This is a genomic window from Kibdelosporangium aridum, assembly GCF_900176515.1.
GTDB classification, from domain to species: domain Bacteria; phylum Actinomycetota; class Actinomycetes; order Mycobacteriales; family Pseudonocardiaceae; genus Kibdelosporangium; species Kibdelosporangium aridum.
The window spans coordinates 1-20,185 of the sequence record NZ_FWXV01000001.1 but is presented as its reverse complement, the minus strand read 5'-3'; the positions used below and the strand labels follow the sequence as shown (position 1 = coordinate 20,185).

General features: G+C 66.7%; 22 protein-coding genes. 15 read left to right on the top strand and 7 right to left on the bottom strand.

The genetic code is table 11. The annotated features are described in order from the left end of the window. Window positions 1-4: 4 nt before the first annotated feature. On the bottom strand, window positions 5-970 hold the full coding sequence (locus B9C43_RS00105; protein ID WP_084423967.1) for an ABC transporter substrate-binding protein: 966 nt from the start codon (window positions 968-970) through the stop codon (window positions 5-7). Window positions 971-1,212: 242 nt separating this feature from the next. On the opposite strand from B9C43_RS00105, the gene B9C43_RS00100 reads away from it, so the two are divergent. From B9C43_RS00100 to B9C43_RS00055, 10 genes are all read left to right on the top strand, one after another. After that, complete coding sequence (locus tag B9C43_RS00100; protein ID WP_084423964.1) at window positions 1,213-1,812, top strand: SRPBCC family protein; 600 nt, start codon at window positions 1,213-1,215, stop codon at window positions 1,810-1,812. Further along, on the top strand, window positions 1,794-2,651 hold the full coding sequence (locus B9C43_RS00095) for an FAD binding domain-containing protein (protein WP_235038373.1): 858 nt from the start codon (window positions 1,794-1,796) through the stop codon (window positions 2,649-2,651). Before B9C43_RS00100 ends, B9C43_RS00095 begins: the two co-directional genes overlap by 19 nt. Then, window positions 2,644-4,890, top strand: coding sequence for a xanthine dehydrogenase family protein molybdopterin-binding subunit (locus B9C43_RS00090; protein WP_084423960.1), 2,247 nt, complete (start codon window positions 2,644-2,646; stop codon window positions 4,888-4,890). The genes B9C43_RS00095 and B9C43_RS00090 overlap by 8 nt, the downstream gene beginning before the upstream one ends. Continuing rightward, window positions 4,887-5,348: a (2Fe-2S)-binding protein gene (locus B9C43_RS00085; protein ID WP_033391114.1), complete on the top strand. Its 462-nt coding sequence runs from the start codon at window positions 4,887-4,889 to the stop codon at window positions 5,346-5,348. The genes B9C43_RS00090 and B9C43_RS00085 overlap by 4 nt, the downstream gene beginning before the upstream one ends. Continuing rightward, entirely contained in the window at window positions 5,345-6,085 is a 741-nt protein-coding gene (locus B9C43_RS00080; protein ID WP_084423958.1) for an alpha/beta fold hydrolase, read from the top strand. The genes B9C43_RS00085 and B9C43_RS00080 overlap by 4 nt, the downstream gene beginning before the upstream one ends. 3 nt (window positions 6,086-6,088) lie before the next feature. Further along, window positions 6,089-7,531, top strand: coding sequence for a UbiD family decarboxylase (locus tag B9C43_RS00075; RefSeq protein ID WP_084423956.1), 1,443 nt, complete (start codon window positions 6,089-6,091; stop codon window positions 7,529-7,531). 21 nt (window positions 7,532-7,552) lie between these two features. Next, window positions 7,553-8,338, top strand: a complete 786-nt coding sequence (locus B9C43_RS00070) for an IclR family transcriptional regulator (RefSeq protein ID WP_033391116.1) — start codon at window positions 7,553-7,555, stop codon at window positions 8,336-8,338. Further along, on the top strand, window positions 8,328-8,963 hold the full coding sequence (locus tag B9C43_RS00065) for a UbiX family flavin prenyltransferase (protein ID WP_084423954.1): 636 nt from the start codon (window positions 8,328-8,330) through the stop codon (window positions 8,961-8,963). The genes B9C43_RS00070 and B9C43_RS00065 overlap by 11 nt, the downstream gene beginning before the upstream one ends. Window positions 8,964-9,089: 126 nt before the next feature. Next, window positions 9,090-10,382: an ABC transporter ATP-binding protein gene (locus tag B9C43_RS00060; protein ID WP_084423952.1), complete on the top strand. Its 1,293-nt coding sequence runs from the start codon at window positions 9,090-9,092 to the stop codon at window positions 10,380-10,382. A 17-nt stretch (window positions 10,383-10,399) separates the two neighbouring features. Beyond that, window positions 10,400-12,352: a serine/threonine-protein kinase gene (locus B9C43_RS00055; protein ID WP_084423950.1), complete on the top strand. Its 1,953-nt coding sequence runs from the start codon at window positions 10,400-10,402 to the stop codon at window positions 12,350-12,352. On the opposite strand, the gene B9C43_RS00050 is transcribed toward B9C43_RS00055, so the two are convergent. Next, window positions 12,349-13,179: a hypothetical protein gene (locus tag B9C43_RS00050; protein WP_160096204.1), complete on the bottom strand. Its 831-nt coding sequence runs from the start codon at window positions 13,177-13,179 to the stop codon at window positions 12,349-12,351. The two genes, B9C43_RS00055 and B9C43_RS00050, sit on opposite strands and share 4 nt — an antisense overlap. Window positions 13,180-13,323: 144 nt before the next feature. Here B9C43_RS00050 and B9C43_RS00045 point away from each other — a divergent pair, with 144 nt between their 5' ends. After that, a complete protein-coding gene (locus B9C43_RS00045) occupies window positions 13,324-14,100 on the top strand; it encodes a heparin lyase I family protein (protein ID WP_160096202.1) in 777 nt (258 codons plus the stop codon). A gap of 40 nt (window positions 14,101-14,140) precedes the next feature. Here B9C43_RS00045 and B9C43_RS56525 read toward each other — a convergent pair whose 3' ends face one another. Beyond that, window positions 14,141-14,302 (bottom strand): hypothetical protein, encoded by a 162-nt coding sequence (locus B9C43_RS56525; RefSeq protein ID WP_160096200.1) that lies wholly within the window; start codon window positions 14,300-14,302, stop codon window positions 14,141-14,143. Window positions 14,303-14,321: 19 nt separating this feature from the next. Then, window positions 14,322-14,693 (bottom strand): ester cyclase, encoded by a 372-nt coding sequence (locus tag B9C43_RS00040; RefSeq protein WP_084423944.1) that lies wholly within the window; start codon window positions 14,691-14,693, stop codon window positions 14,322-14,324. Window positions 14,694-14,781: 88 nt separating this feature from the next. On the opposite strand from B9C43_RS00040, the gene B9C43_RS00035 reads away from it, so the two are divergent. Next, window positions 14,782-15,360 carry a TetR/AcrR family transcriptional regulator gene (locus B9C43_RS00035; RefSeq protein ID WP_084423942.1) on the top strand — a complete coding sequence of 193 codons (579 nt, stop codon included), beginning with the start codon at window positions 14,782-14,784 and terminating at the stop codon, window positions 15,358-15,360. On the opposite strand, the gene B9C43_RS00030 is transcribed toward B9C43_RS00035, so the two are convergent. Continuing rightward, window positions 15,332-17,563 carry an ATP-binding protein gene (locus B9C43_RS00030; protein ID WP_200825375.1) on the bottom strand — a complete coding sequence of 744 codons (2,232 nt, stop codon included), beginning with the start codon at window positions 17,561-17,563 and terminating at the stop codon, window positions 15,332-15,334. The genes B9C43_RS00035 and B9C43_RS00030 overlap by 29 nt on opposite strands. Window positions 17,564-17,729: 166 nt before the next feature. On the opposite strand from B9C43_RS00030, the gene B9C43_RS00025 reads away from it, so the two are divergent. Next, a complete protein-coding gene (locus tag B9C43_RS00025; protein WP_084423938.1) occupies window positions 17,730-18,185 on the top strand; it encodes a carboxymuconolactone decarboxylase family protein in 456 nt (151 codons plus the stop codon). Window positions 18,186-18,220: 35 nt separating this feature from the next. Continuing rightward, complete coding sequence (locus B9C43_RS00020) at window positions 18,221-18,655, top strand: iron chaperone (RefSeq protein WP_084423936.1); 435 nt, start codon at window positions 18,221-18,223, stop codon at window positions 18,653-18,655. Between the two features lie 101 nt (window positions 18,656-18,756). Here B9C43_RS00020 and B9C43_RS00015 read toward each other — a convergent pair whose 3' ends face one another. Continuing rightward, entirely contained in the window at window positions 18,757-19,152 is a 396-nt protein-coding gene (locus B9C43_RS00015) for an NUDIX hydrolase (RefSeq protein ID WP_407657056.1), read from the bottom strand. Between the two features lie 101 nt (window positions 19,153-19,253). Continuing rightward, window positions 19,254-19,646 (bottom strand): VOC family protein, encoded by a 393-nt coding sequence (locus B9C43_RS00010; protein WP_200825374.1) that lies wholly within the window; start codon window positions 19,644-19,646, stop codon window positions 19,254-19,256. On the opposite strand from B9C43_RS00010, the gene B9C43_RS00005 reads away from it, so the two are divergent. Further along, the gene (locus B9C43_RS00005; RefSeq protein ID WP_200825373.1) at window positions 19,633-20,136 is read left to right on the top strand and encodes a hypothetical protein; all 504 of its coding nucleotides are present in this window, start codon (window positions 19,633-19,635) and stop codon (window positions 20,134-20,136) included. The two genes, B9C43_RS00010 and B9C43_RS00005, sit on opposite strands and share 14 nt — an antisense overlap. Window positions 20,137-20,185: the final 49 nt, after the last annotated feature.

Sequence of the window (20,185 nt, the reverse complement as noted above, 5' to 3'; positions counted from 1 at the left end):
CTCCTCAGTTCTGCTGGGCCACGAGCGTGCTCAGGTCGATGTCGCCGGTGAAGGCACCGACCTCGCGCATGGTGTCCAGCCAGACCTTCAGGTCCTCGCTGCGGACCGCGCTGGTGTACGTGGGCAACTTGGTGCCGGTGATCACCGCGTCGGGCAGGCCGGTGTAGTCCTTGAGGACCTTGCGTGCTTCCTGGTCGTTCTGGCCGATGGCAGCCTGGGCCTCGTCCAGCGCCGCACGGAAGTCCTTGATCACGTCGGGTTGCCGGGCGGCGAAGTCGCGCTGTGCGATCCACAGGATGGCCGACAGTTCCGGCGCCAGCTTGAGGTACGGATCACCGAGATCGAAGGCGTCCGGATTGTGCAGGATGTTGGTGGCGAACGGCATCACGGTCTCCACCGCGGCGATCCGGCCGGACGCGAGCTGGTCGGCCTGCGCGGGTCCGTCCACTTGGACGATCTTCACTGTGGACAGGTCGACGCCCTCGTGCTTGAGCCATGCCTTGGTGGCCACGTGTGTCGTGCCGGTCTCCACGAGCACACCGAGCGTTTTGCCCTCCAGGTCCTTGGGTTTCGAGACGCCCGCCTTGCGCGACCCGATCAGGAACGCGGTCGGGTTCTGCTCGATGTCCAGCGTCGCACCGGCCACCTGAACCACGGGAATGCCCTGCTGCGCGGCGGTGATCAGGGTTGTCGGCACCGACAGTGCGACGTCGAAGGACTTGCCGACCGCGCCGGGCAGCGTGCCCAGGTTCTCCACTTTGGTCAGCTCCACCTTCAAGTTGTGCTTGGCGAAGATGCCTTTCGCCTCGGCAACCCGGACCGGCAGCGCGGCGGCGTTGGAGTTGTGCGCGATGCGCAGCGTCCTGGGATCACCCCCGCCGGACGCACCGGTACCTCCTCCCACACCGCAGCCGGCTAAGGCGATCACCGCGACCCCGGCAATGAAGGTGGCGAGACGTGTGCTGGCCATCGGGACTCCTCAACGCTCGTCAACTTTGACCCGTATATCGAACAGACTGTCCTGTGGAGCGGATGTTAGGTACCTAGCGAGACAAGCGTCAATACCTGTTTCGATTCGGTTATCCGCCCGCCTTGGTCGAACGTCATCGCAGGTCACCCTGGATGACCAGCAAGGTTGACACGCCACAGGGTCAACTCTTAATGTCCTCTATACAGGATTAGTTGTCTTCTCCAACGGTCTAGAGGAATTCCATGAAGCTCGCGTCTGAATTCCCCGTACCCGCACCGCCGGGCAAGGTGTTCCCGCTGTTCTTCGACCCGGACACCATGCGGGCGTGCATCCCTGGCTGCGCGGAACTCGATCGCGTCGACGACGCCACGTACCGGGGGCGGCTGGTCAACGAGATCGCCCACGTCCGGTTCTCCGCGGCGTTCTCCGCGGCGATCCAGTCGACGACCGAGCCCGCCGACGACAGCCCGGGCACGGTGCACGCGGTGCTCAAGGGCGAGGACCGCAGGCTGGGCAGCTCGATCAAGATCGACGCGACGCTGACCGTCCGGCCGGGCGGCGCGGACGACTCGATCATCGGCTACGAGATGGAGATGGCGCTGTGGGGCAAGCTCGGCAGGCTCGGCGAGCCGATCATCCGGCGCCGCAGCCGTGAGGTGGAGCTGGAGTTCGCCAAGTCGCTGGCCCGGATCATCGGCGGCGAGCCCGAGGAAGTCACCGCACCGGCCGGCGAAGCTTTACCGGCAAAGGAAACGCGCCCATCGCCATGGCGACGGGCGCTGCCGGTCGTCGCGGTGGCCGTCGCCATCGCCGCGTTGATCGCATGGATTGGACGGCGTTGATGCCCGAGTTGCACCGGCCCGAAACGCTCGCCGAGGCGTGTTCTTTGCTGGCCTCCCTGGACAACCCGATGGTCTACGGCGGCGGCACGGCGATCCAGATCCTGCTCAAGCAAGGCATCCTGTTCGCCGACAACTTCGTCGACCTGTCAAGGATCCCACGGTTGCGTGAGATCACGGTTGACCACAATGGACTGATCGTCGGCCCGATGGTCACGGTCCGCCGGATGGAGACCGACGAACGCGTGCGCGCGACCAGTCCCCTGGCCGCAGCTGCCTACCACCACGTGGCAAACCCCCGTGTGCGCAACACTGCCAGTGTCGGCGGGAACATCGCACACGGCGACTACCGGCTTGACCCGCCAACGGCTTTGCTCGTGCTGGACGCCACGATCGAGGCGGCGTCCACAAAGGGCACCCGCCGGATTCCGGTCCGTGAGTTCTTTGTGGACTTCCAGCAGACCGCGCTCGCGCCCAACGAGATGGTGACCGCCGTGTGCATCCCCACACAGCCAACGGGTTCCGGCCGCTTTGTGAAATACAGCAGTCTCAGCGAGAACGACTGGCCGTGCGCGTCCGCCGCCGTGCTCGTCGCGGATTCCGGCGGCCGTCGCGAAGTCCGGATCGGTCTTGGCGCGCTCGCCCCGGTGCCGCGGCACGTGTCGTTCGACGCGACCGGTCTGAGTGATCAAGAAGCAGTGGACGCGGCGATAGCGGCCGTCGAGCCGGCACTCGACCCCATCCCGGACGTCCGCGGCAGCGTGGCCTACAAGCGCAGGCTGGGCCGCGTCGCCGTGGAGGACGCCGTTCGCAGCGCGTGGAAGGACCTCGCAGATGGCTGACAACACCGCAGGCCACGTAGGCGACCGGCGCGCCCGGTTCGACATGCGGGGCCGAGTCCGCGGCGCGCTGGGACACGTCGCTGACCAGCCGGCAGGCCCGTGCGCGCATGTCGCAGTGCACCGCAGCACCCAGCCGCACGCCACGATCCGTGCCGTGCACGTCGAGGACGCCTTGGCCATCGATGGCGTGTACGCCGTGGCCACCGGCGCCGACCTGTACAAACAGTTCGGCGACAGGCTGTTGACCGGTCCCGCGTTCGCCGATCAGCCCGCGCTCGCCCACGACAAGGTGCGCTATGTCGGCGAGCCGATCGCGGCCGTGCTCGCCGCGGATCTCGCGACCGCGCGCGCCGCGGTGGACGCGATCTACGTGGACTACGGCGAACTCGATCCGATCTACGACCTGGAAACCGCGCTGGCCGGTGAGTCGTTCGTGCACGAGGAACTGCGCCCCTCCGCGGTGTTCGGCGACCTGCGTCATCTGCGGGGAGTCCGCGACACCAACGTGAACTACGAGTACAACCTGCGCAACGGCGACCCCAGCGCGGAAGGGGCGCACACGGTCCGAGGCCAGTTCTGGGCGCCGCCGACCCACCACGTGCCGATCGAACTGCCGTGCACGGTCGCCTGGGTGGAAAGCGGCAGGCTGGAGATGCTCACCACCACCCAGACTCCCTCGTACGTCCGGCAGACCATCTCGGACCTGCTGGACCTGCCCCTCAGCCAGGTGCGCGTGATGACCCGGCCGCTAGGCGGCAGCTTCGGCGCCAAGATGTACGACCGCCTCGAACCGCTTGCCGCCGCGCTGGCGTGGCATTTCCAGCGCAAAGTCAGGATCGTCGCGTCGCGGGAGGAAGCCTTCCTGCTCACCACGCGGCACGGCGCCGCCGTCACCGCGAGCCTCACCGCGGACGAGAACGGTGAACTGGTCGGCGCGAACGCAGATGTCGCTTACGACACTGGGGCGTATGCCGATGTCGGCCCGCGTATCACGGCGAAATCCGGGATGGTGGCCGCGGGCCCGTACAAGATCGCGAACGCCACGGTCCGGTCCAGGTGCGTGTACACCAACAAGCCTTCTGCCGGGCCGTTCCGTGGTTTCGGTGTGCCGCAGGTGACGTGGTCACACGAGACGTTGATCGACGAGCTGGCGCACGAGCTGGGCGATGACCCTTATCGCTTCCGGCTGCGGCATTTGCTGCGTGAGGGCGACGTCGCGCCGATGGGTACGAAGATGCACAGCGCGGACTTCGTCGGCTGCCTCGACGCGGTCGCCGAAGCCATCGACTGGGATGCGCCCCTCGACCGCGGCACCGGGCGGATCCGTCGTGGCAAAGGTGTGGCCGTCGGCGTGAAGGCCGTGTTGACGCCGACCATCGCGAACGCGGTGCTGCAGCTCAACCAGGACGCGTCCGCGACACTGATGATTTCCACTGTGGACATGGGCCAGGGCAGCGACACGATCATGGCTCAGATCGTCGCGGACGTGCTGGAACTCGACAGTGCCCGGGTGCACGTGGTCAAGGCCGACACGGACGTCACCCCGTACGACACCATCACCGCAGGCAGTCGTTCGACGTACCACACGGGCAATGCGGTGCGCCGAGTCGCGGAAGCCATGCGTGCCAAGCTGACCGAGCTGGCGGGCTCCTACGATCCCGCTGGAATTCCGGAGCTGATCCGGGGACACTTCGGTGCCCGGGGCGCGACCGTGACCACCGAGGCGAATTACACGTCCACGTGGGTCCCGTACGACAAGGAAACCGGGCGCTCGGAGAAGGTGACCGAGCACTGGTTCGCTGGTGCGGTCGGCGTGAAGATCTCGGTGGACACCGCGACCGGTCGCGTGAAGATCGACCACATGGCCGTCGCGGGCGACGTCGGCAAGGCCATCAACCCCATGCTGGTGGAGCAGCAGCTCACCGGCGCGGCGATCATGGGCATTGGGCACGCGCTGTTCGACCAGCTGGTGATCGACCAGGGCCAGCTGATCAACGGCACCCTGCTGGACTACCAGCTGCCGTCCATCCGGGATCTGCCCGGGCGGCTGACCCCGATCGTGGTGGAAAGCCCGCACGACACCGGCCCGTTCGGCGCCAAAGGCGTTGGCGAGACCGGGATTCTCGGCATCGCACCGGCGATCGGCAACGCCGTCCGGGACGCACTGGGCATCCGGTTGACCACGCTGCCGATGACTCCCGAAAGCATCATCGCCGCACTCGACGAGGAAGACCGATGAAGCAGATCACCTTGACAGTCAACGGAACCCCGCACCGGGTCACAGTGGACGACTCGACGCTGCTGCTGGACGCGCTGCGTGAGCAGGTGGGCTGCTTCAGCGTCCGGGAAGGCTGCGGTGTCGGCGCTTGCGGCGCGTGCACGGTCCTGGCCGACGGGATGAGCGTGTCCAGCTGCCTGGCGTTGGCATTGCGGTACGAAGGCGCGGAAATCACCACCGTGGAAGGGCTTGGCGAGAACGACCACGTGGTGAACGCGTTCGTCGACTGCGACGCCGCCCAATGTGGATACTGCATCCCGGGTTTCGTGCTGATGTCACACGAGTTGCTCAGGGAGAACCCCAAGCCGACCGAGGAGCAGATCACCGACCACCTGGAGGGCAACATCTGCCGGTGCGGGACGTATCCGGAGATCCGCAAAGCCGTGGCCACCGCGGCGGACCGGAAGGTGGGAGAATGATCGACGAGGGTTCCGGCCAGCCGATCGTCCTGCTTCATTCGCTTGCGCAGTCGGGTGAACTGTGGCGGCCGTTGATCGATCTGCTCACACCGCACGCCCGTGTCCTCGCGCCTGACGCACGCGGACACGGAAAGTCCACTTGGGATGGATCGCCGTTCTCGATCCAGGACCTTGCCGACGACGTGGCTCGTGCGGTGGAAAAGATCGGGCCGGTCTCGGTCCTGGGCATGTCGATGGGTGGCTGTGTCGCGATCGCACTCGCCATCAGCCACCCGGAGCTCGTGCAGCGACTGGTCCTCGCGGACACAACCGCGAGCTACGGCCCGGATCGCAAACAACAGTGGGAGAAACGCGCTCAGGCCGCTGTCGGCAAACCACGCAGGCAGCAGGTCGAGTTCCAGGTCGACCGCTGGTTCTCTGCTGGCTTCGACAACCCCGCTGAGGTGGAACGGGTCGTGGAGTTGTTCGTCCAGACCGATTCCGCCGCGCATGCCCAGGCTTGCCGGGCGCTCGGCGATTTCGACGCCACGGACGAACTCGGCGCGATCTCGTGCCCCACCTTGGTCGTCGTCGGCGAAGACGACCAAGCCACCCCGCCGGCCATGGCTCAAGCCTTGGCGGACGGCATCACCGGCGCCCGGCTCGTGACGCTCGCCGGCGCCCGGCACTTCAGCCTGTTCGAGAAGCCCGAAGCGCTGCCGATGGCGGCCGACTACCTGCTCGGCAAGGAGGGCTGACGCGTGGAACCGGTGCTGAGCCTGCGGTCGTGGCTGGCGAAGGTCGAGAGTTTCGGGGAGTTGCGGCATGTCAAAGGCGCGGACTGGGACGTCGAACTCGGTGCGATCGCCGAGCTGAGCTACCGGCAACCCAACCCTGTCGCGTTGCTGTTCGACGACATCACCGGGTACGACAGCGGGAAGCGTGTGCTGACCGGAAGCACCGGCTCGCCGCGCCGGCTAGGCCACACGCTACGACTGGGTGACGACCTCGACGACGTGGGTTTGGTCGCCGCGTTGCGGGGCAAGCCTTCCCAGTGGGCTGCGGCTGCCGCTGACTATCCCGCTGAGACAGTCACAGACTCGCCGTTGCTGGAGAACGTGATCGACGGACCCGATGTGAACCTCCTGTCGTTGCCTGTCCCCCGTTGGCATACGGGCGACGGCGGCCGCTACATCGGCACAGGCTGTTTCGTGGTCACGCGCGACCCGGAGGACGGCATCGTCAACGGCGGCTGCTACCGGATGGAAGTCCAGGACGAAGGCCGGTCGGCGACCATCAACGCGGTGCCCGGAAAGCATGGCGCGCAACACATCCAGCGCTGGTTCGAGCTGCACGGCAAGGCCCCGGTCGTGGTCTCGTTCGGACACGACCCGATCCTCCTGATCACCGGCGGAACCGAGGTGCCTGCGAGGATCTCGGAGCTGGACTACGCCGGGGCGATCATCGGCGAACCGGTGCCTGTGCTGATCGGCGAGCACACCGGCCTGCCGATCCCGGCGGGCAGCGAGGTCGCGATCGAAGGCTGGCTGCGGCGGGACCACGTGCGCAACGAGGGCCCGTTCGGCGAGTGGACCGGGTACTACTCCGGCAAACGCCGTCCGGCACCCGCGTTGGAGATCGTGCGGATGTACCACCGTGACGACCCGATCCAGCTGGGCGCGCCACCGGGGAAACCACCGCATGACTACTCGTACATGCGGACCGTGATGAAGTCGGCGATGATCGAGGACGCGCTGGTCGGCGCGGGCGTGGCCGGGATCAGGGGCGCATGGGCGCACGAGTCCGGCGGCGGCAGGCTGTTCATAGCCGTGTCCGTCGAGAACCGGTACGCCGGACAAGCCAAACAAGTCGGGCATCTGACCGCGCAGCTGCCCGCCGCGGCGTACATGAACCGGTTCGTGGTCGTGGTCGACGCCGACGTCGACCCGGCGGACCTCGGTGAAGTGGTCTGGGCGATGAGCACGCGGTGTGACCCGGTCAAGGACATCGACATCATCCCGGGCACGTGGGGCAGCAAGCTCGACCCGATGCTGGTCGAGGGCGCGCCGCCGTACAACAGCAGGGCGGTCGTCGACGCGACACGCCCGTTCGAGCGCAAGGCCGACTTCCCGGCCGTGTCCACTGGCGATCCCGAATACTTACAGTCGGTACTGCACCGGTGGGCCGAGGTGTTCGCGCCCTGATCATGATTAAGGGGGACTCGCGTGGCGAGTGACGTTCCGGCGGTCGCGTCGTCGGTCCGGATCCTGGAGCGGCTCGCGGCCGAGTGGCCGCACCCGGTGGCGCCAAGGGACCTGGTCAACGACCTCGGGCTGAACCGCAGCACGTGCTACAACATCCTGGCCACGCTGCAGCGGGCCGGCTGGGTGACGTCCACCGGGGAGCGCTCCGGCTGGATGCTCGGGCCCAAACTGCTCACCCTGACCGGCGTGACCGACAGCATGGCGGCCACCGTCGCCCAGCAGGAGATCGATGAGCTGGCCAGGCGGATCGGGTTCATCGTCTTCCTGGCCGAAGCGGACGGCTCAAGCGGCTACGTGGTCACAGCCAAGGCCGAGCGGCAAGTCGGGGTGCGGGTGACCGTGGGGGTCGGCGAGGACTTCACGTTCTCCGCTCCCGCGCTGATGCAGGCGTTTCACGCGTGGCGGCCAAGGGCTGAGGTCGACGACCTGGTCGCCCGGTTCGGCCTCAAGCAGTTCACGCCACACACCGTGACCGACCTGGACTCGCTGCACGAGCAGCTGGCGCTGACGCGCAAACGCGGCTTCAGCACCAGTCTGCAGCAGTACGACATGGCGCAGAGCGGAGTGGCCGCGCCCGTGTTCGACCGTCGTGGCCAGGTCACCCGGGTGGTGTGCTCGCTCGCGTTCTTCACCGAGCTGCACGAGGACAACGTGCAGCGGATCGGCGCGTTGGTCAGCGCGTGCGCCGACAGGATCACCGCCCGCACCGGCGGCATGAAACCACCGGAGGTTGAGGATGGACCGTAAGCCCTGGTTAGTGGGCGTCACCGGTGCCAGCGGCACGCCCTATGCGGCGGCCGTGTTGCGTGGCCTGATCGACGCGGGCGAGGACGTCGACCTGGTCATCAGCCAGGCCGCGCGGCTGACTCTGATCGACGAGACCGGACGAGGCGTACGCGACAAGCATTGGCAGCAGGACGTTGGTTCATGGGTGAGCCGTGACGTCAGCCGCGTGCGGTATTGGTCCGCCGGGGACATCGCCGCTGGTCCCGCCAGTGGTTCGTACCGCACCAAAGGTATGATCATCGTGCCCGCGACCACGGCCTCCGTCGCCGGAATCGCCGCGGGCACGAGCAAGGACTTGCTGCAGCGTGCGGCCGACGTGACGTTGAAGGAACGTCGGCGGCTCGTGATCGTGTTGCGCGAGACCCCGTTGCGCCTATCCACTTTGGACAACTTGCGGACGCTGGCGCTGGAGGGCGCGATCATCATGCCCGCCAGCCCGGCGTTCTACGCGGGCGCGACGGACATCGACCAATTAGTCGACTTCATGGCCGGCCGAGTACTGGATCTCTGCGATGTCGAGCACGACCTGTACCGGCGCTGGACCGGCACCCTCGGCGCCGCCAGGATGGTCGCCCACGCCGAGTGACGCAGCCGTATCCGACCGTGTACTGCCTGTGCTTAGCACGTTCGGGCTATTGCCGAACCTGATGGCGGGCCGAAACAGTGACGATTCGCGACGATTCGCGCATACCGCACGGGACGGGAGGCTGCGGTGGCCACGATCGGACTACGGGGCGTCAGGAAGGTCTTTCCGGGCGGCAGCATCGCGCTCGACCAGGTCGATCTCGATGTGGCCGACGGTGAGCTGATGGTGCTCGTCGGGCCGTCTGGCTGCGGCAAGTCGACGCTGCTGCGAATCATCGCCGGGCTGGAGGAGCCCACAGCGGGCACGCTCTACCTGGACGATGAGGACGCCACGGACTTCACGCCGCAGCAGCGCCAAGTCGCGATGGTGTTCCAGAGCTTCGCGCTGTACCCGCACATGACGGCGGCCGACAACATCGGTTTCCCCTTGCGCGTTTCCGGGCTTCCCCCCGAGGAGCGGCACGAACTCGTCGTGGAGTCCGCGACGGCTCTCGGTGTGCAGGAACTGCTTGAGCGCTGGCCCAAGCAGATGTCCGGTGGCCAGCGGCAGCGGATTGCGATGGGGCGCGCGCTGGTCCGTGACCCGCGGATCCTTCTCCTCGACGAACCTTTGTCCAATCTGGACAGTGGGTTGCGTTCGGAGCTGCGGGCGGAGATCTCCTCGACGGTGCGGTCGTCGGGAATCACCACTGTGTACGTCACGCATGACCAGACTGAAGCGCTGACGCTCGCCGACCGGATCGCGGTGATGCGCGGCGGGTCCATCGAGGACATCGGCACGCCCGGACGGGTCTACGACAAGCCTGCCACCATCTTCGTCGCCGCGTTCCTCGGCACACCAAGGATAAATCTGTTCGAAGCATGGGTGTGGAACACAGTGGACAGTCACGTCTCACTGCGCATCGGCGAGCAGACGATCGCCTTGCCCTGGCAGGACCCTAGGGCCCGGCAGCTGGCGCACTACCACGGTGAGCGTGTCATTGTCGGGGTGCGCGCGGAGGCGCTGGTGTCGCTCGCCGAGCCGCTGCCCGACTGCACGATCCGGGGCCGGGTTCGCTACCTGGAACACCACGGCCACGAATCCCTCGCGTTCGTCGACATCGGCGCCGCCGGGATCGAGATCGACCTGGCTCCGCCACCGGCGACGAAACCGAAGCATTTCCGCCACCGGCCAGTCACGACGATGCGCGGCGTCTGGAAGCGGATCACCGGCACACAACCCGCCGAACCGCAGGACCAACCGGACTCCACGTTGCCCGCGACCGCGGGCAGGCATCAGAAACGCTCATCCGGCCTGGTCATGCGCCTCCCACCGAACGTCCAGGTCTCCGCCGGGGACACCCTCAACATCGGTGTGCGGCGCGAACTGCTGCACTTCTTCGACCTCAGGGGCGACCGCATCGACGCCGGGTTCCGCTGAAGTACCATCTTGCGGCGATGGCCGTGGACTCGTCCGCTTCGGACTCCGATGCACCGGAGCGGCTTCCGCACGACGACCCACCGTACGAGCAGGTGAGGCACGCTGCACGCGGGCAGCGCAAGGATTACAAGCTCGACCGGACCCCGATGGCACGCGGCGGTCAGGCCGTGGTCTTCCGCGCTCTGCACAAGTCCACGCAAGTGCCTGTGGCGTTCAAGAAGCTGGTCGCGGACAACAGGTCGGCCGTGGCACGGATGCGCCGAGAGATCGAGGCGTCCCGCAAGTTCGGCAGCCACCCGCATGTCATGCCTGTTCTGGATGCCGACACACAGAATTCGTGGTTCGTCATGCCGTTGGCCGAGGCGACCGCGAGCACGCAGGCCGACGAGCTGGCCGATCCGGACAGGTTACGAGAGCTGGTCACCGCGGTGTGTCTCGCCTTGCGAGAACCACACCGCTTGGGCTGGGTGCATCGGGATCTCAAACCGGACAACATCCTGCTGCTGGATGGACGGTGGACGGTCGCCGACTGGGGACTGGGCAGGCGGCCACGTGGGCAGACAAGCGATCCACGCCGCACGGCGGCGGGCACCCAGTTCGGCACACTCGGCTTCGCGGCGCCTGAGATGTCGGTCAACGCGCACGAGATCGGGCCGCAGGCCGACGTCTACAGCATCGGCCAGATCATCGGCTGGGCTCTCACTGGCCAGTGGCCACAGGCGAACATCCCGCTGCTCCCCGAGCCAGGACCATGGCGCCGGATCGTGCAGGACGCAACGGCGTTTGGAAACAACGAGCACCGTCGCCCGGCCGATGCCGAAGCACTGCTCACCCTCGTCGCAGCAGAGCTGGACGCGCCGACAGAGTCCCCCATCGACCGCGCGAAGCGCCTGCTGGCCGACCCGAATACGGCAGGCGCGCTGTTAGGCCTGGCTGCGGACGTGGGCCCGGACCGCGACTTCTTCAACCAAGTCCTCCTGCCGCTCGACGAAGAGCAACTCCGGACCGCGCTGATGACCGACCCCGCCAGCGCACAACAGGTGTTGCAGGCCGTGCGAGCGCTACCTGATGAGGACTCGACCGGGATCTGGTTGCTCACAGTCGCCCGGATCGCCGAGTCCCTCGCGGAGTGGGATGTTCTTCGGGAAGCCGCGGAAAGCGTGTTACGACTCAACCGGCCCGAAGACGACGTGCGGAGCTGGCTGACGTCCCTTACCGGCGACGCGGCTTCGGCCGCCGCTGCGGCGTTACGTGGGTACGCCGCTGATTACCAAGACCTGCTCGGCGCCAGCGATCTCGACGACCGGATCGCGAAGGTCCTCCGCGCGAAACCTCGTGCCGGTTCAGTGGAAGATGCCCGAGGCGAGTCCATCTGGTGGTCCCGGCGCAGATGGAGACTTGTTGGCGCAGCGACAATCACCGCGGCGGCCGCGGCCATCACCATCCCGATCGTCCTGAACGAGACGTCCAACCCGACCACCCCGTCAAACCCCGGCGCCACAAGCTCGGCCAACGAGCCAAGACTGCCGAGCAAGGTGGCCGGGACACCCCAGCTCGCAAGCTACGTGAGTGGGTGGGACCAGTACCCGACGTGGAAGTCGTGCACAACAAACAACAAGGACGCCACAGTCGACGGCACCTTCCCCGCGGCGGCACCTGCACAGGCGCTACCGGCGAACGTGACCTTCTCTTGTGACGCAGGCGAGGACGTTTTCACCGTCATGTTCGGCGAATACACGGTCCGGGTTCGCGACTACAACGACGCCGTCGCTCGCTATCGATCAGCGCCTCGTGCACAGAACGCCGTCAAAAGTGAAGCGTCTCCTCCCGATGGGTTACATGTCTTTCAATGGAGCGCCACCCATCGCGCGTTGATGTGGTTCTCGCAAGATCGCCGGACGATCGGCATCCTGACCACAAAAAGTCCGAACAGGGACCTAGTCGAGAATTGGCAGAAGTACCAGCGTTAGCCGGGGATGACGTCGGGATACCTGGCCCAGCCGCAGACCCGCCGACCTTCCCCCAGCGGGGCACTCACCAGCACCCATTGTTTGTCGCGGTCCTCACGAGTCCTGAAATACCGGCCGACATACACCTCGTCGACGAACACGCTCGTCGGTTCGATCGGCTCACCTACCGCGGGTGACTTTTCATCCGGCCACGTCCGCAGTTGCAGCTCTCCCGGTGGGACGACTTGCTCTGTCTGCTCTCGGGGATTGCAGGTTTCGACCGGGCCGAACTCGGGACGGATGCGAACCGGCCAGCCGTCCTGGACGCTGACTTCGTAGCTGACCGGCAAGGATCCGCTGGCCGAACACGAGTCGCCCTCGTCGCGAAGCACCGCGGTCACCGAGAAGGCGCCAGGTTTCGCGGTCACCGACTCGATTTCACCCTGACACCTGTCAGCGAGTGCGATCGGCTGACGAAGCTGAACCGCTCTGCCGTCCTGCCATAGCCAGATGTGCCATGCGGTGTTGAACGTTTGACCGCCCTCGGCCGTCAGGCCCACCGCGGCGTCCTCGTCCCCGTCGGCATCGACATCTGTATAGACAACCGGGCCGAGGACTCGGTTGACCATTCCGAAGGCCGTTGGCGCCATCTGCGCCTCTGGATGGGACATTCCGCCCACCAGCTTCACGGTGACCGAGTTCGTCACGTCGAACCACTCGGCCGCACCGAAATCGAAGTTCCTGATCTCCGTGGACGTGACCGGTGGCGGTGTCGGAGGCCCGGAATCCGAGCAACCCGCCAACACCACGGCGAGCACCGGCAGACCAAGGCAACGCAGCGATGGCACGTGGCTCAGTATCGCAAAGGGACAGTGATCAACAGTGCGGAATCGCTCGATCGCGTCGAGGTCTTGACAAGGGGTTCGTGGTCGATGCAGGTTGGTGGAGTCCGCCGCCTCGAAGGAAACACGCCTCGAGGAGGAGGATTTCCTGTGAATACCCTGTTCAGTCGCCGTGCCACGTTGCTCGCTGCCGCTGCCACGCCTTTCGCGGCCGGAACGGCTCTCGCCGATGTTGGAGTCACCGCGTTCAAGCTGCGATGGAGTGCCGATCCCGGCAAGGACGGGCTGCGGGCGTTCGTCGGCATCGAGGACGACAGGTCCGATTCGCACCCGGGCGTCACGCACATCTTCGCCGAACCCACGCAGTACCGCTTCGTCATGCACAAGGCCGATCGTGACGGTTCGGACCGGCAACGCCAGGAGGTCCGGGCCATCCAGATGAACGGCAGCCGGGTCGACATGAAGAAGAACGAGACCTGGCGGTACGACTACCAGATGTTCATCCCGCCCTCGTTGAAGGGCACGAGCAGCTTCACCCACATATTCCAGGTCAAGCACACCGCCGTGGCCTCGCCTGTGGTGACGATGTCCCTGCACCGCACGGGAAGCACGGAGAACGTCGAGATGCGGCTGTTCGGCGAGGGCCAGGCCAAGCTTGGCGTCACGAACCTGGCACCGCTGCGCAACAAGTGGATCGACGTGGAGATCGAGATCAAGGTCGCCGACGGCTCGGGCGGACGCCTGCGGTATTCGCTGAAGGACGGCGGCAGCACCATCGTCAACGCGTCCCGGTCGGGTGTCGACACGTGGCTCGGCGGCGACCAGGCGCATCCGAAGTGGGGAATCTACCGGTCCATCAACGACTCCGGCCAGCTGCAGGACACTTATCTGTTGCTGCGCAACATGAAGGCGTACCGGGACGAATAGGCCCCGACGAGCATGCTTGTGCGGTTTCTGACCACTGTGGTCAGAAACCGCACAGGCGCTCGGCGATCGCCTTGCTGAGCGTCAGGATCTGTTCGGCTGAGCGCTTGATCCGGTCGGCGTCCACGGCGGCCTTGACCATGCTCACGCTCAGCGCGCCGACTGGGCGCCCGCCGCGCCCGGGGATCGCGGCGCCGACGCACATCCACATAGGACCTTGCTGGTCAGTCGCTTCGCAGGACGTCGAGGGGCAAACCCTGGCCGAGTCCCCACATCTCGGCGAGCCTGCCGTTCTCGACACGGAAGATCTCGATCAGCATCGGCTGCACACCACCGTCCGGAACCGGGATCCCCTCCACCGAAGAACGGACGGCAACTCTGTCGTGGTCGACGAGGATGTCCTCGGCGACTACGCGGTAGCCGGGAAAGTGGGCGACGAGCGTACGCCAGGCCTGTTTGCCTGCCTCAAATCCAGCGACACCAAGCGGATGGCTGAAGAAATCGGGCGTGAACAGATCGTCGGCCTGGTCGAACTGACGGGTGTTGAAGCATTCCTGCATCCGGCGCACCAGGGCCCCGGGGTCGCGTGCGGTCATCACGCCCTCCTCAGTCAGCTAACCGGGTCGTCGCCCCGGTTATGACCCGGACTATACGGGGCAGCGCCCCGGTTACACTAGGTTCGAGATGACCGAGCACTCGCACGGACGTGAGCTCCGAGCCGACGCCCGCCGCAATCGCGAGCGGGTCCTGCGGACTGCCCAGCAACTGTTCGCCGAGAACGGTCTCGGCGTCTCGCTTGACGAGATCGCCCGGCAGGCCGGTGTCGGCCCCGGCACCGTCCACCGGCACTTCCCCACGAAGGAAGCGCTCTATCTCGCCGTCGCGATCGATCAGCTCGAGCAGTTGGTGGCGGAGGCGAAAACGCTTGCCGCGGCTGAGGATCCCGCCGCTCTGTTCACCCAGCTCGCCCGGATGATCGCGATGGGTGCGCAGAACGTGGCCGTGAAGAGTGCGCTGATAGCCGCCGAGTTCGACTTGCGCGAGGCAGCCCCGCAGGTCGCCGCGGACCTCACGCGTGAGGTCGCGGGCCTGCTCGATCGCGCGCACGCGGCAGACGCCGTACGCGAGGACGTCACTGTCGACGAGGTGATGGCGTTGGTTGCCGGAGCCTTCGCCGCGATCCGCCACGCCAACGCGGAGACCAGCAAGAAACGCTCAGCGCACCTCGCCCAGATCATCCTCGACGGGCTTCGACCTCGATGATCAGCCGCTCTGCGAGCTTTTCGTCGTGCGGCCGGCCCAGCTCCCGCGCGAGCTTGACGATCCGGCCAAGCAGTGCCAGCGCTTCGTCGTAGCGCCCGGCCAAGCGGCATGTTTCGGCGTGGCTGTGCAGGCAGTCGATCTCCAGTTGGACCTCGGCCAGCGGTTTCAGCAGCTCGAAAGCGCGCCGATGATGTTCGAGCGCCTTGTCGAAATCGCCCATGACACGCAGCGCGACGCCTAGATAGTTGTGGCACCACGCTTGGTTGTGCTGAAGGTTGTTCTGCTCCGCCAACCGCAACGCGTCATTCAACGCTCGCAGTGACTCCGCCGGATCCTCCGATGCCAACGCGACACCGAGCGTCACAAGTCCGGTGATCTGCGCAGGCCCGTGCGCCAGTGCGACGGATGCTCGGGCGAGTTCGACGGCTTCGTCGCGTCGTCCGAGACGCAGTGTCACCCAGCCGTCGAACGCCAGCGCCTGCGACTGCCCGCCGGACTGCCCAAGCGTTGCGAACAGTTCGCGGGCTCGCCGGAAATGGGCCTGTGCTGCTTCGAAATCGCCGAGGTCCCGGCGCACGAACCCGATTCGCAGCGCCAGACCCGCGGCGAGCTCGTCGTCCGACCCGCACTGCTCGGCTTGCTCGTACGCGGCAAGGGCCTTGGTGAGGCGACCGGCGGCGGCGTGGGCGAAGCCGAGGTCCGACAGCAGAGAAGCACGCTGCGGGCCCGGATCGAGCCGGGCCGCGGCGGCGTCGAGCATGCGGATCTGGTCGTCGGTGCCGCGGTGCCGGAAGAACCAGACCCGCATCGCCTGCGGCAGTTCGGTCACGACCTCGTCCACGCCGAGCCGCACCGCGGCGTCGAAACAGGCGATCAGGTTGACGTACTCGAGGTCGAACCAGGCCATAGCCTTCGCCGGATCACCCGGCGACGGTTCGCGACGGTGTGGCGACGGCAGCGTCTGGTCATGCGCGACGGCCTGCGCCAGATAGTGGTGCAACACCCGGCGCACGGCGGCTTCGGCCTGTGGTTCCTCGTCGGCGGCGATGTCCGCCGCGTAGCGCCGGATCAGGTCGTGCATCCGGTACCGCCCAGGCGAAAGCTCCTGGACCAGGTGGGCGTCGACCAATTCCTCAAGCACCGCATCGGGCGGCATGCCGGCGAGCACCCCTGCGACCGCCGCGTCGAAGTCGGCACCTGGCAGCACGCCCAGCAGCCGGAACATCCGGCGCTGGTCCGCGTCGAGCTGCTGCAGCGACATGCCGAACACGGAGTCGAAGCGGCTTGCGTTGTCACGCAACCGTTCAGCCAGCACCGCGACTGTCCAACCTGGACGATGACGCAGCCGCGCACCGGCCATTCGCAGCGCCAGCGGCAGCCCGCCACATTGCTGCAGTACCTGATTGACCGCGTCCTCTTCGGACAGCGTGAGCCCGGCCGCACGGGCGAACAGGTGCGCCGCGTCGCCGTGGGCCAGTGGCGTCAGGGACACCGGCGGCACGCCGTCCAGGCTGACGAGCCGCGACCGGCTGGTGATCAGGACTGCGGAGTTCCCCGCGCCAGGCAGGAGCGGGCGGACCTGCTCCGCGTCGACCGCGTTGTCGAGCACGACGAGCGCCCGCCGACGCGACAGCTCCGACCGCCAGAGCGCCGCGCGTTCGTCGGCACCGGCCGGGAGATGGGTGACGCCCAACGCTCCCAGCAACCGGCCCAACGCGGTCGGCGGCTCCAGTGGTTCTTGGCCTGGGGTGAAGCCGTACAAGTCGAGGTAGAGCCCGCCGTCCGGGTACTTCGGCGCGAGCCGGTGCGCCACGTGCACGGCCAGGCTGGTCTTGCCGACGCCCGCCATACCGTCGATCGCGACCGTACCCGCAGACCGCAGCAGCTCTTCGACCTGCGCGTACTCCGCTTCCCGGCCGGTGAAGTCGATCAGGTCCGCCGGGAGGTCGTTGCGGCGCGGCGCAGGCGCGGCGCCTGCCTTGGCCGCCTCGGCCCAGATCGGACGCAGTGGCCGGGGGTCACGGCGGACAACCCGGCACAGCGCGACGACGGCGTCCCACGGCGGTACGAGCCGGCCGGTCAGATACCGGGACAACGACGAGCTGCTCAGACCCGCGTCGCGGGCGAGGGAGCGCAGGCTGAGCCCGCTCAGCTCCTTGATCTGTGCGAGCTGGGCGACGAGACGCTCCTGGGGGCTCGACACGTGCAACACCGTACCTGTCCCGTTTCACGCGAACGGATCAACAAGGCGTTTGCGCTGGTAGACGCGGTTCTTCGTGTCCCACGGTGTCCCACGGACCGCGCGGCGCGGGGTGCGCCGATGGTCGGATCACTCCTGTCAGCAACACCGACAACCCGAAGGAGAACCGATGTCGACCGAGCGGATGCCGAACCCGGCGATGCTGATCCCCGGGGCGATGGAAGCCCTGGTGGCCGTCAACACCGCCATCGCGGACACCGGAGTGGACGGCAAGCTGCTGGCGCTGAGCCACCTGCGCGCCAGTCAGATCAACGGCTGCGGCCCGTGTGTGGCCGGCGGCGCTCACCAAGCCCAGCACCACGGCGCGACCGCGCAGCAGGTGCACGCCGTCGCCGCGTGGCGGGAGACGCCCTGGTTCAGCGACGAGGAGCGCGCCGCGCTGGCGCTGACCGAGGCCGTGACCCGGCTCGCCGACCGCCCGGACGCCGTGCCGGACCAGGTGTGGGACGTGGCCGCCAAGCACTTCGACCACAAGGAACTGGCCGCACTGCTGCTGAACATCGCGATCACCAACGCCTTCAACCGGCTCAACGCGCCGACCCGCCAGCAAGCCGGCAAGTGGTAAACGCCCTAAATCCCTCCCATTGAAAGGAAAGTCCCATGGCGACCACCAAGAAGTACGACGGTTTCACCGAAGAAGAGCGCAGCGCGATGAAGGACCGCGCGAAAGAGCTGAAGGCAAGCACCCGGCGAGGCGCCAAGGCCGACACGGAGGCCGAGGTGCTCGCGAAGATCGCCGAGCTGCCCGGATCCGACCGCGCGATCGCCAAACGGCTGCACGCCGTGATCAAGGCCAACGCACCGGCCCTCACCGCGAAGCTGTGGTACGGCATGCCCGCGTACGCCCGCGACGGCAAGGTCGTCTGCCACTTCCAGCCCGCGTCGAAGTTCAAGACCCGGTACGCGATGCTCGCCTTCAGCGACCAAGCGAACCTCGACGACGGCGCGATGTGGCCCGCCTGGTACGCGCTGGCCGAGCTGACCCCGGACATCGAAGCGAGGATCGGCACGCTGCTGAAGCAGGCAGTGAGCTGAGATCACGGGGTGGCGAGGTGGGTGAACACGTCCCTGACTCTCAGGACGTGTTCACGGCCTGCAGTTCTACACGTGCGTAGCCTTCCCCGCGCACCAACACGTCACGAACATGCAGTAGCGGCCCTTCGGTATACGCGCCAAGCGATCTCCGCATCCAGCGGGCTCATGTCGTTGTCAATGGGTGAGGTTGGCGGCCACCACCGGAAGTCCAGCGCCTCGTCGTTGACGGTCAGCGTGGGCACCACCCGAAGCTGAAGCCGGTAAACGGCAAGCAGTTCCCGGCGTTCCGGCGCCACGAGGTCGAACTCGGCCACGGCGACGAACGTCAAGTCCATCGCCCGGATACCGGTCTCCTCATGCAGTTCACGCACCGCAGCCTGGCGCGCGGTCTCCCCTTGCTCCCGCATTCCCCCTGGCAGCTCCCATTGCTTGCGCCAACTGTCGAACAGCATCAGGACGGTGTTCGCGTGCATGACGACAACCAGCGACGCGGGCATGGCAGAAGGCTCGACCGGCCGCACAAGCTCGCCTTCGGCACCGAAACTTAAGCCGACCAACGCATTGCCGGCGCGATCACGAATCGGAAAGGTAGCCACTGCTACCCGTAGACGATCAGTTCAAGCAGCGAACCGTCCGGGTCGCGAAAGTAGATGCTCGTGCCCCGGCCACGTCCACCCCAGCGGACAACCGGGTTCTGCTCCACCGGCACTTGGTGCTCGCGTAGATGGGCCATGGCTTCCTCGACCGTGCCTGGCCACACAAAACAGAGATCGCTACCGCCCGGCACCACCGGCGGGCTCGCCACCAGCGTGCCGACGTCCAAACCCGGCCCGTGGACGTTGAGTTGCTGATCGCCGAACCGGTATGCGACCCGGCCGCCGGGATGATCGACGACCTGCGCCCCCAGCACGTCTCGGTAGAAGTTCCTCGACCGCTCCCAGTCGCTCACCGCGATCACGCAGTGGTCAAGCCTGATCTTGATCTCCGCCATCACCGAAATGTACCGGCCGGAGCGGGCAGGTCTCAGCACACAATTCGGCATGTTCGGGCGGATTCCCGCGCTGTGGCAGTATTCGATCGTGACTGAGTTCCCGGCGCATGTTGAGGATCGCTACCGGCGACTGGCTGAGCAGCGGCGCTGGACGCCGGAGGTGCGAGCCGCGTTTCGAGCGAGCGTCGGCTGGTATCGAGCGCTGGATGAAGACCCCGGTCCGCGTTGTTACTTCGAGTATGTCGATGAGGAAGGTTTGTCGGACAAGGGTTCTCGCTGGCTGTGGGAGGCCGTCATCGTGGACGGTGATGTCGTTGCCATCAAACAGATCGAGGTGCCCTCGTCTGGTCCTTCTCGTCGCTACTGGTGGCAGCATCTGGAAGACGACACCGGCATGCTGACCGACCAGGCCCTCGAAACCGACCAGCCAGGCATCACTCCCATAACCCGGTCCGCCTTCTACGCGCTCTGGGACAGCGTCCACAGTTGACGTTGAAGCCGCCCGCGGGAAGTCCTGACCTCATCGGTATCTCGGCGGA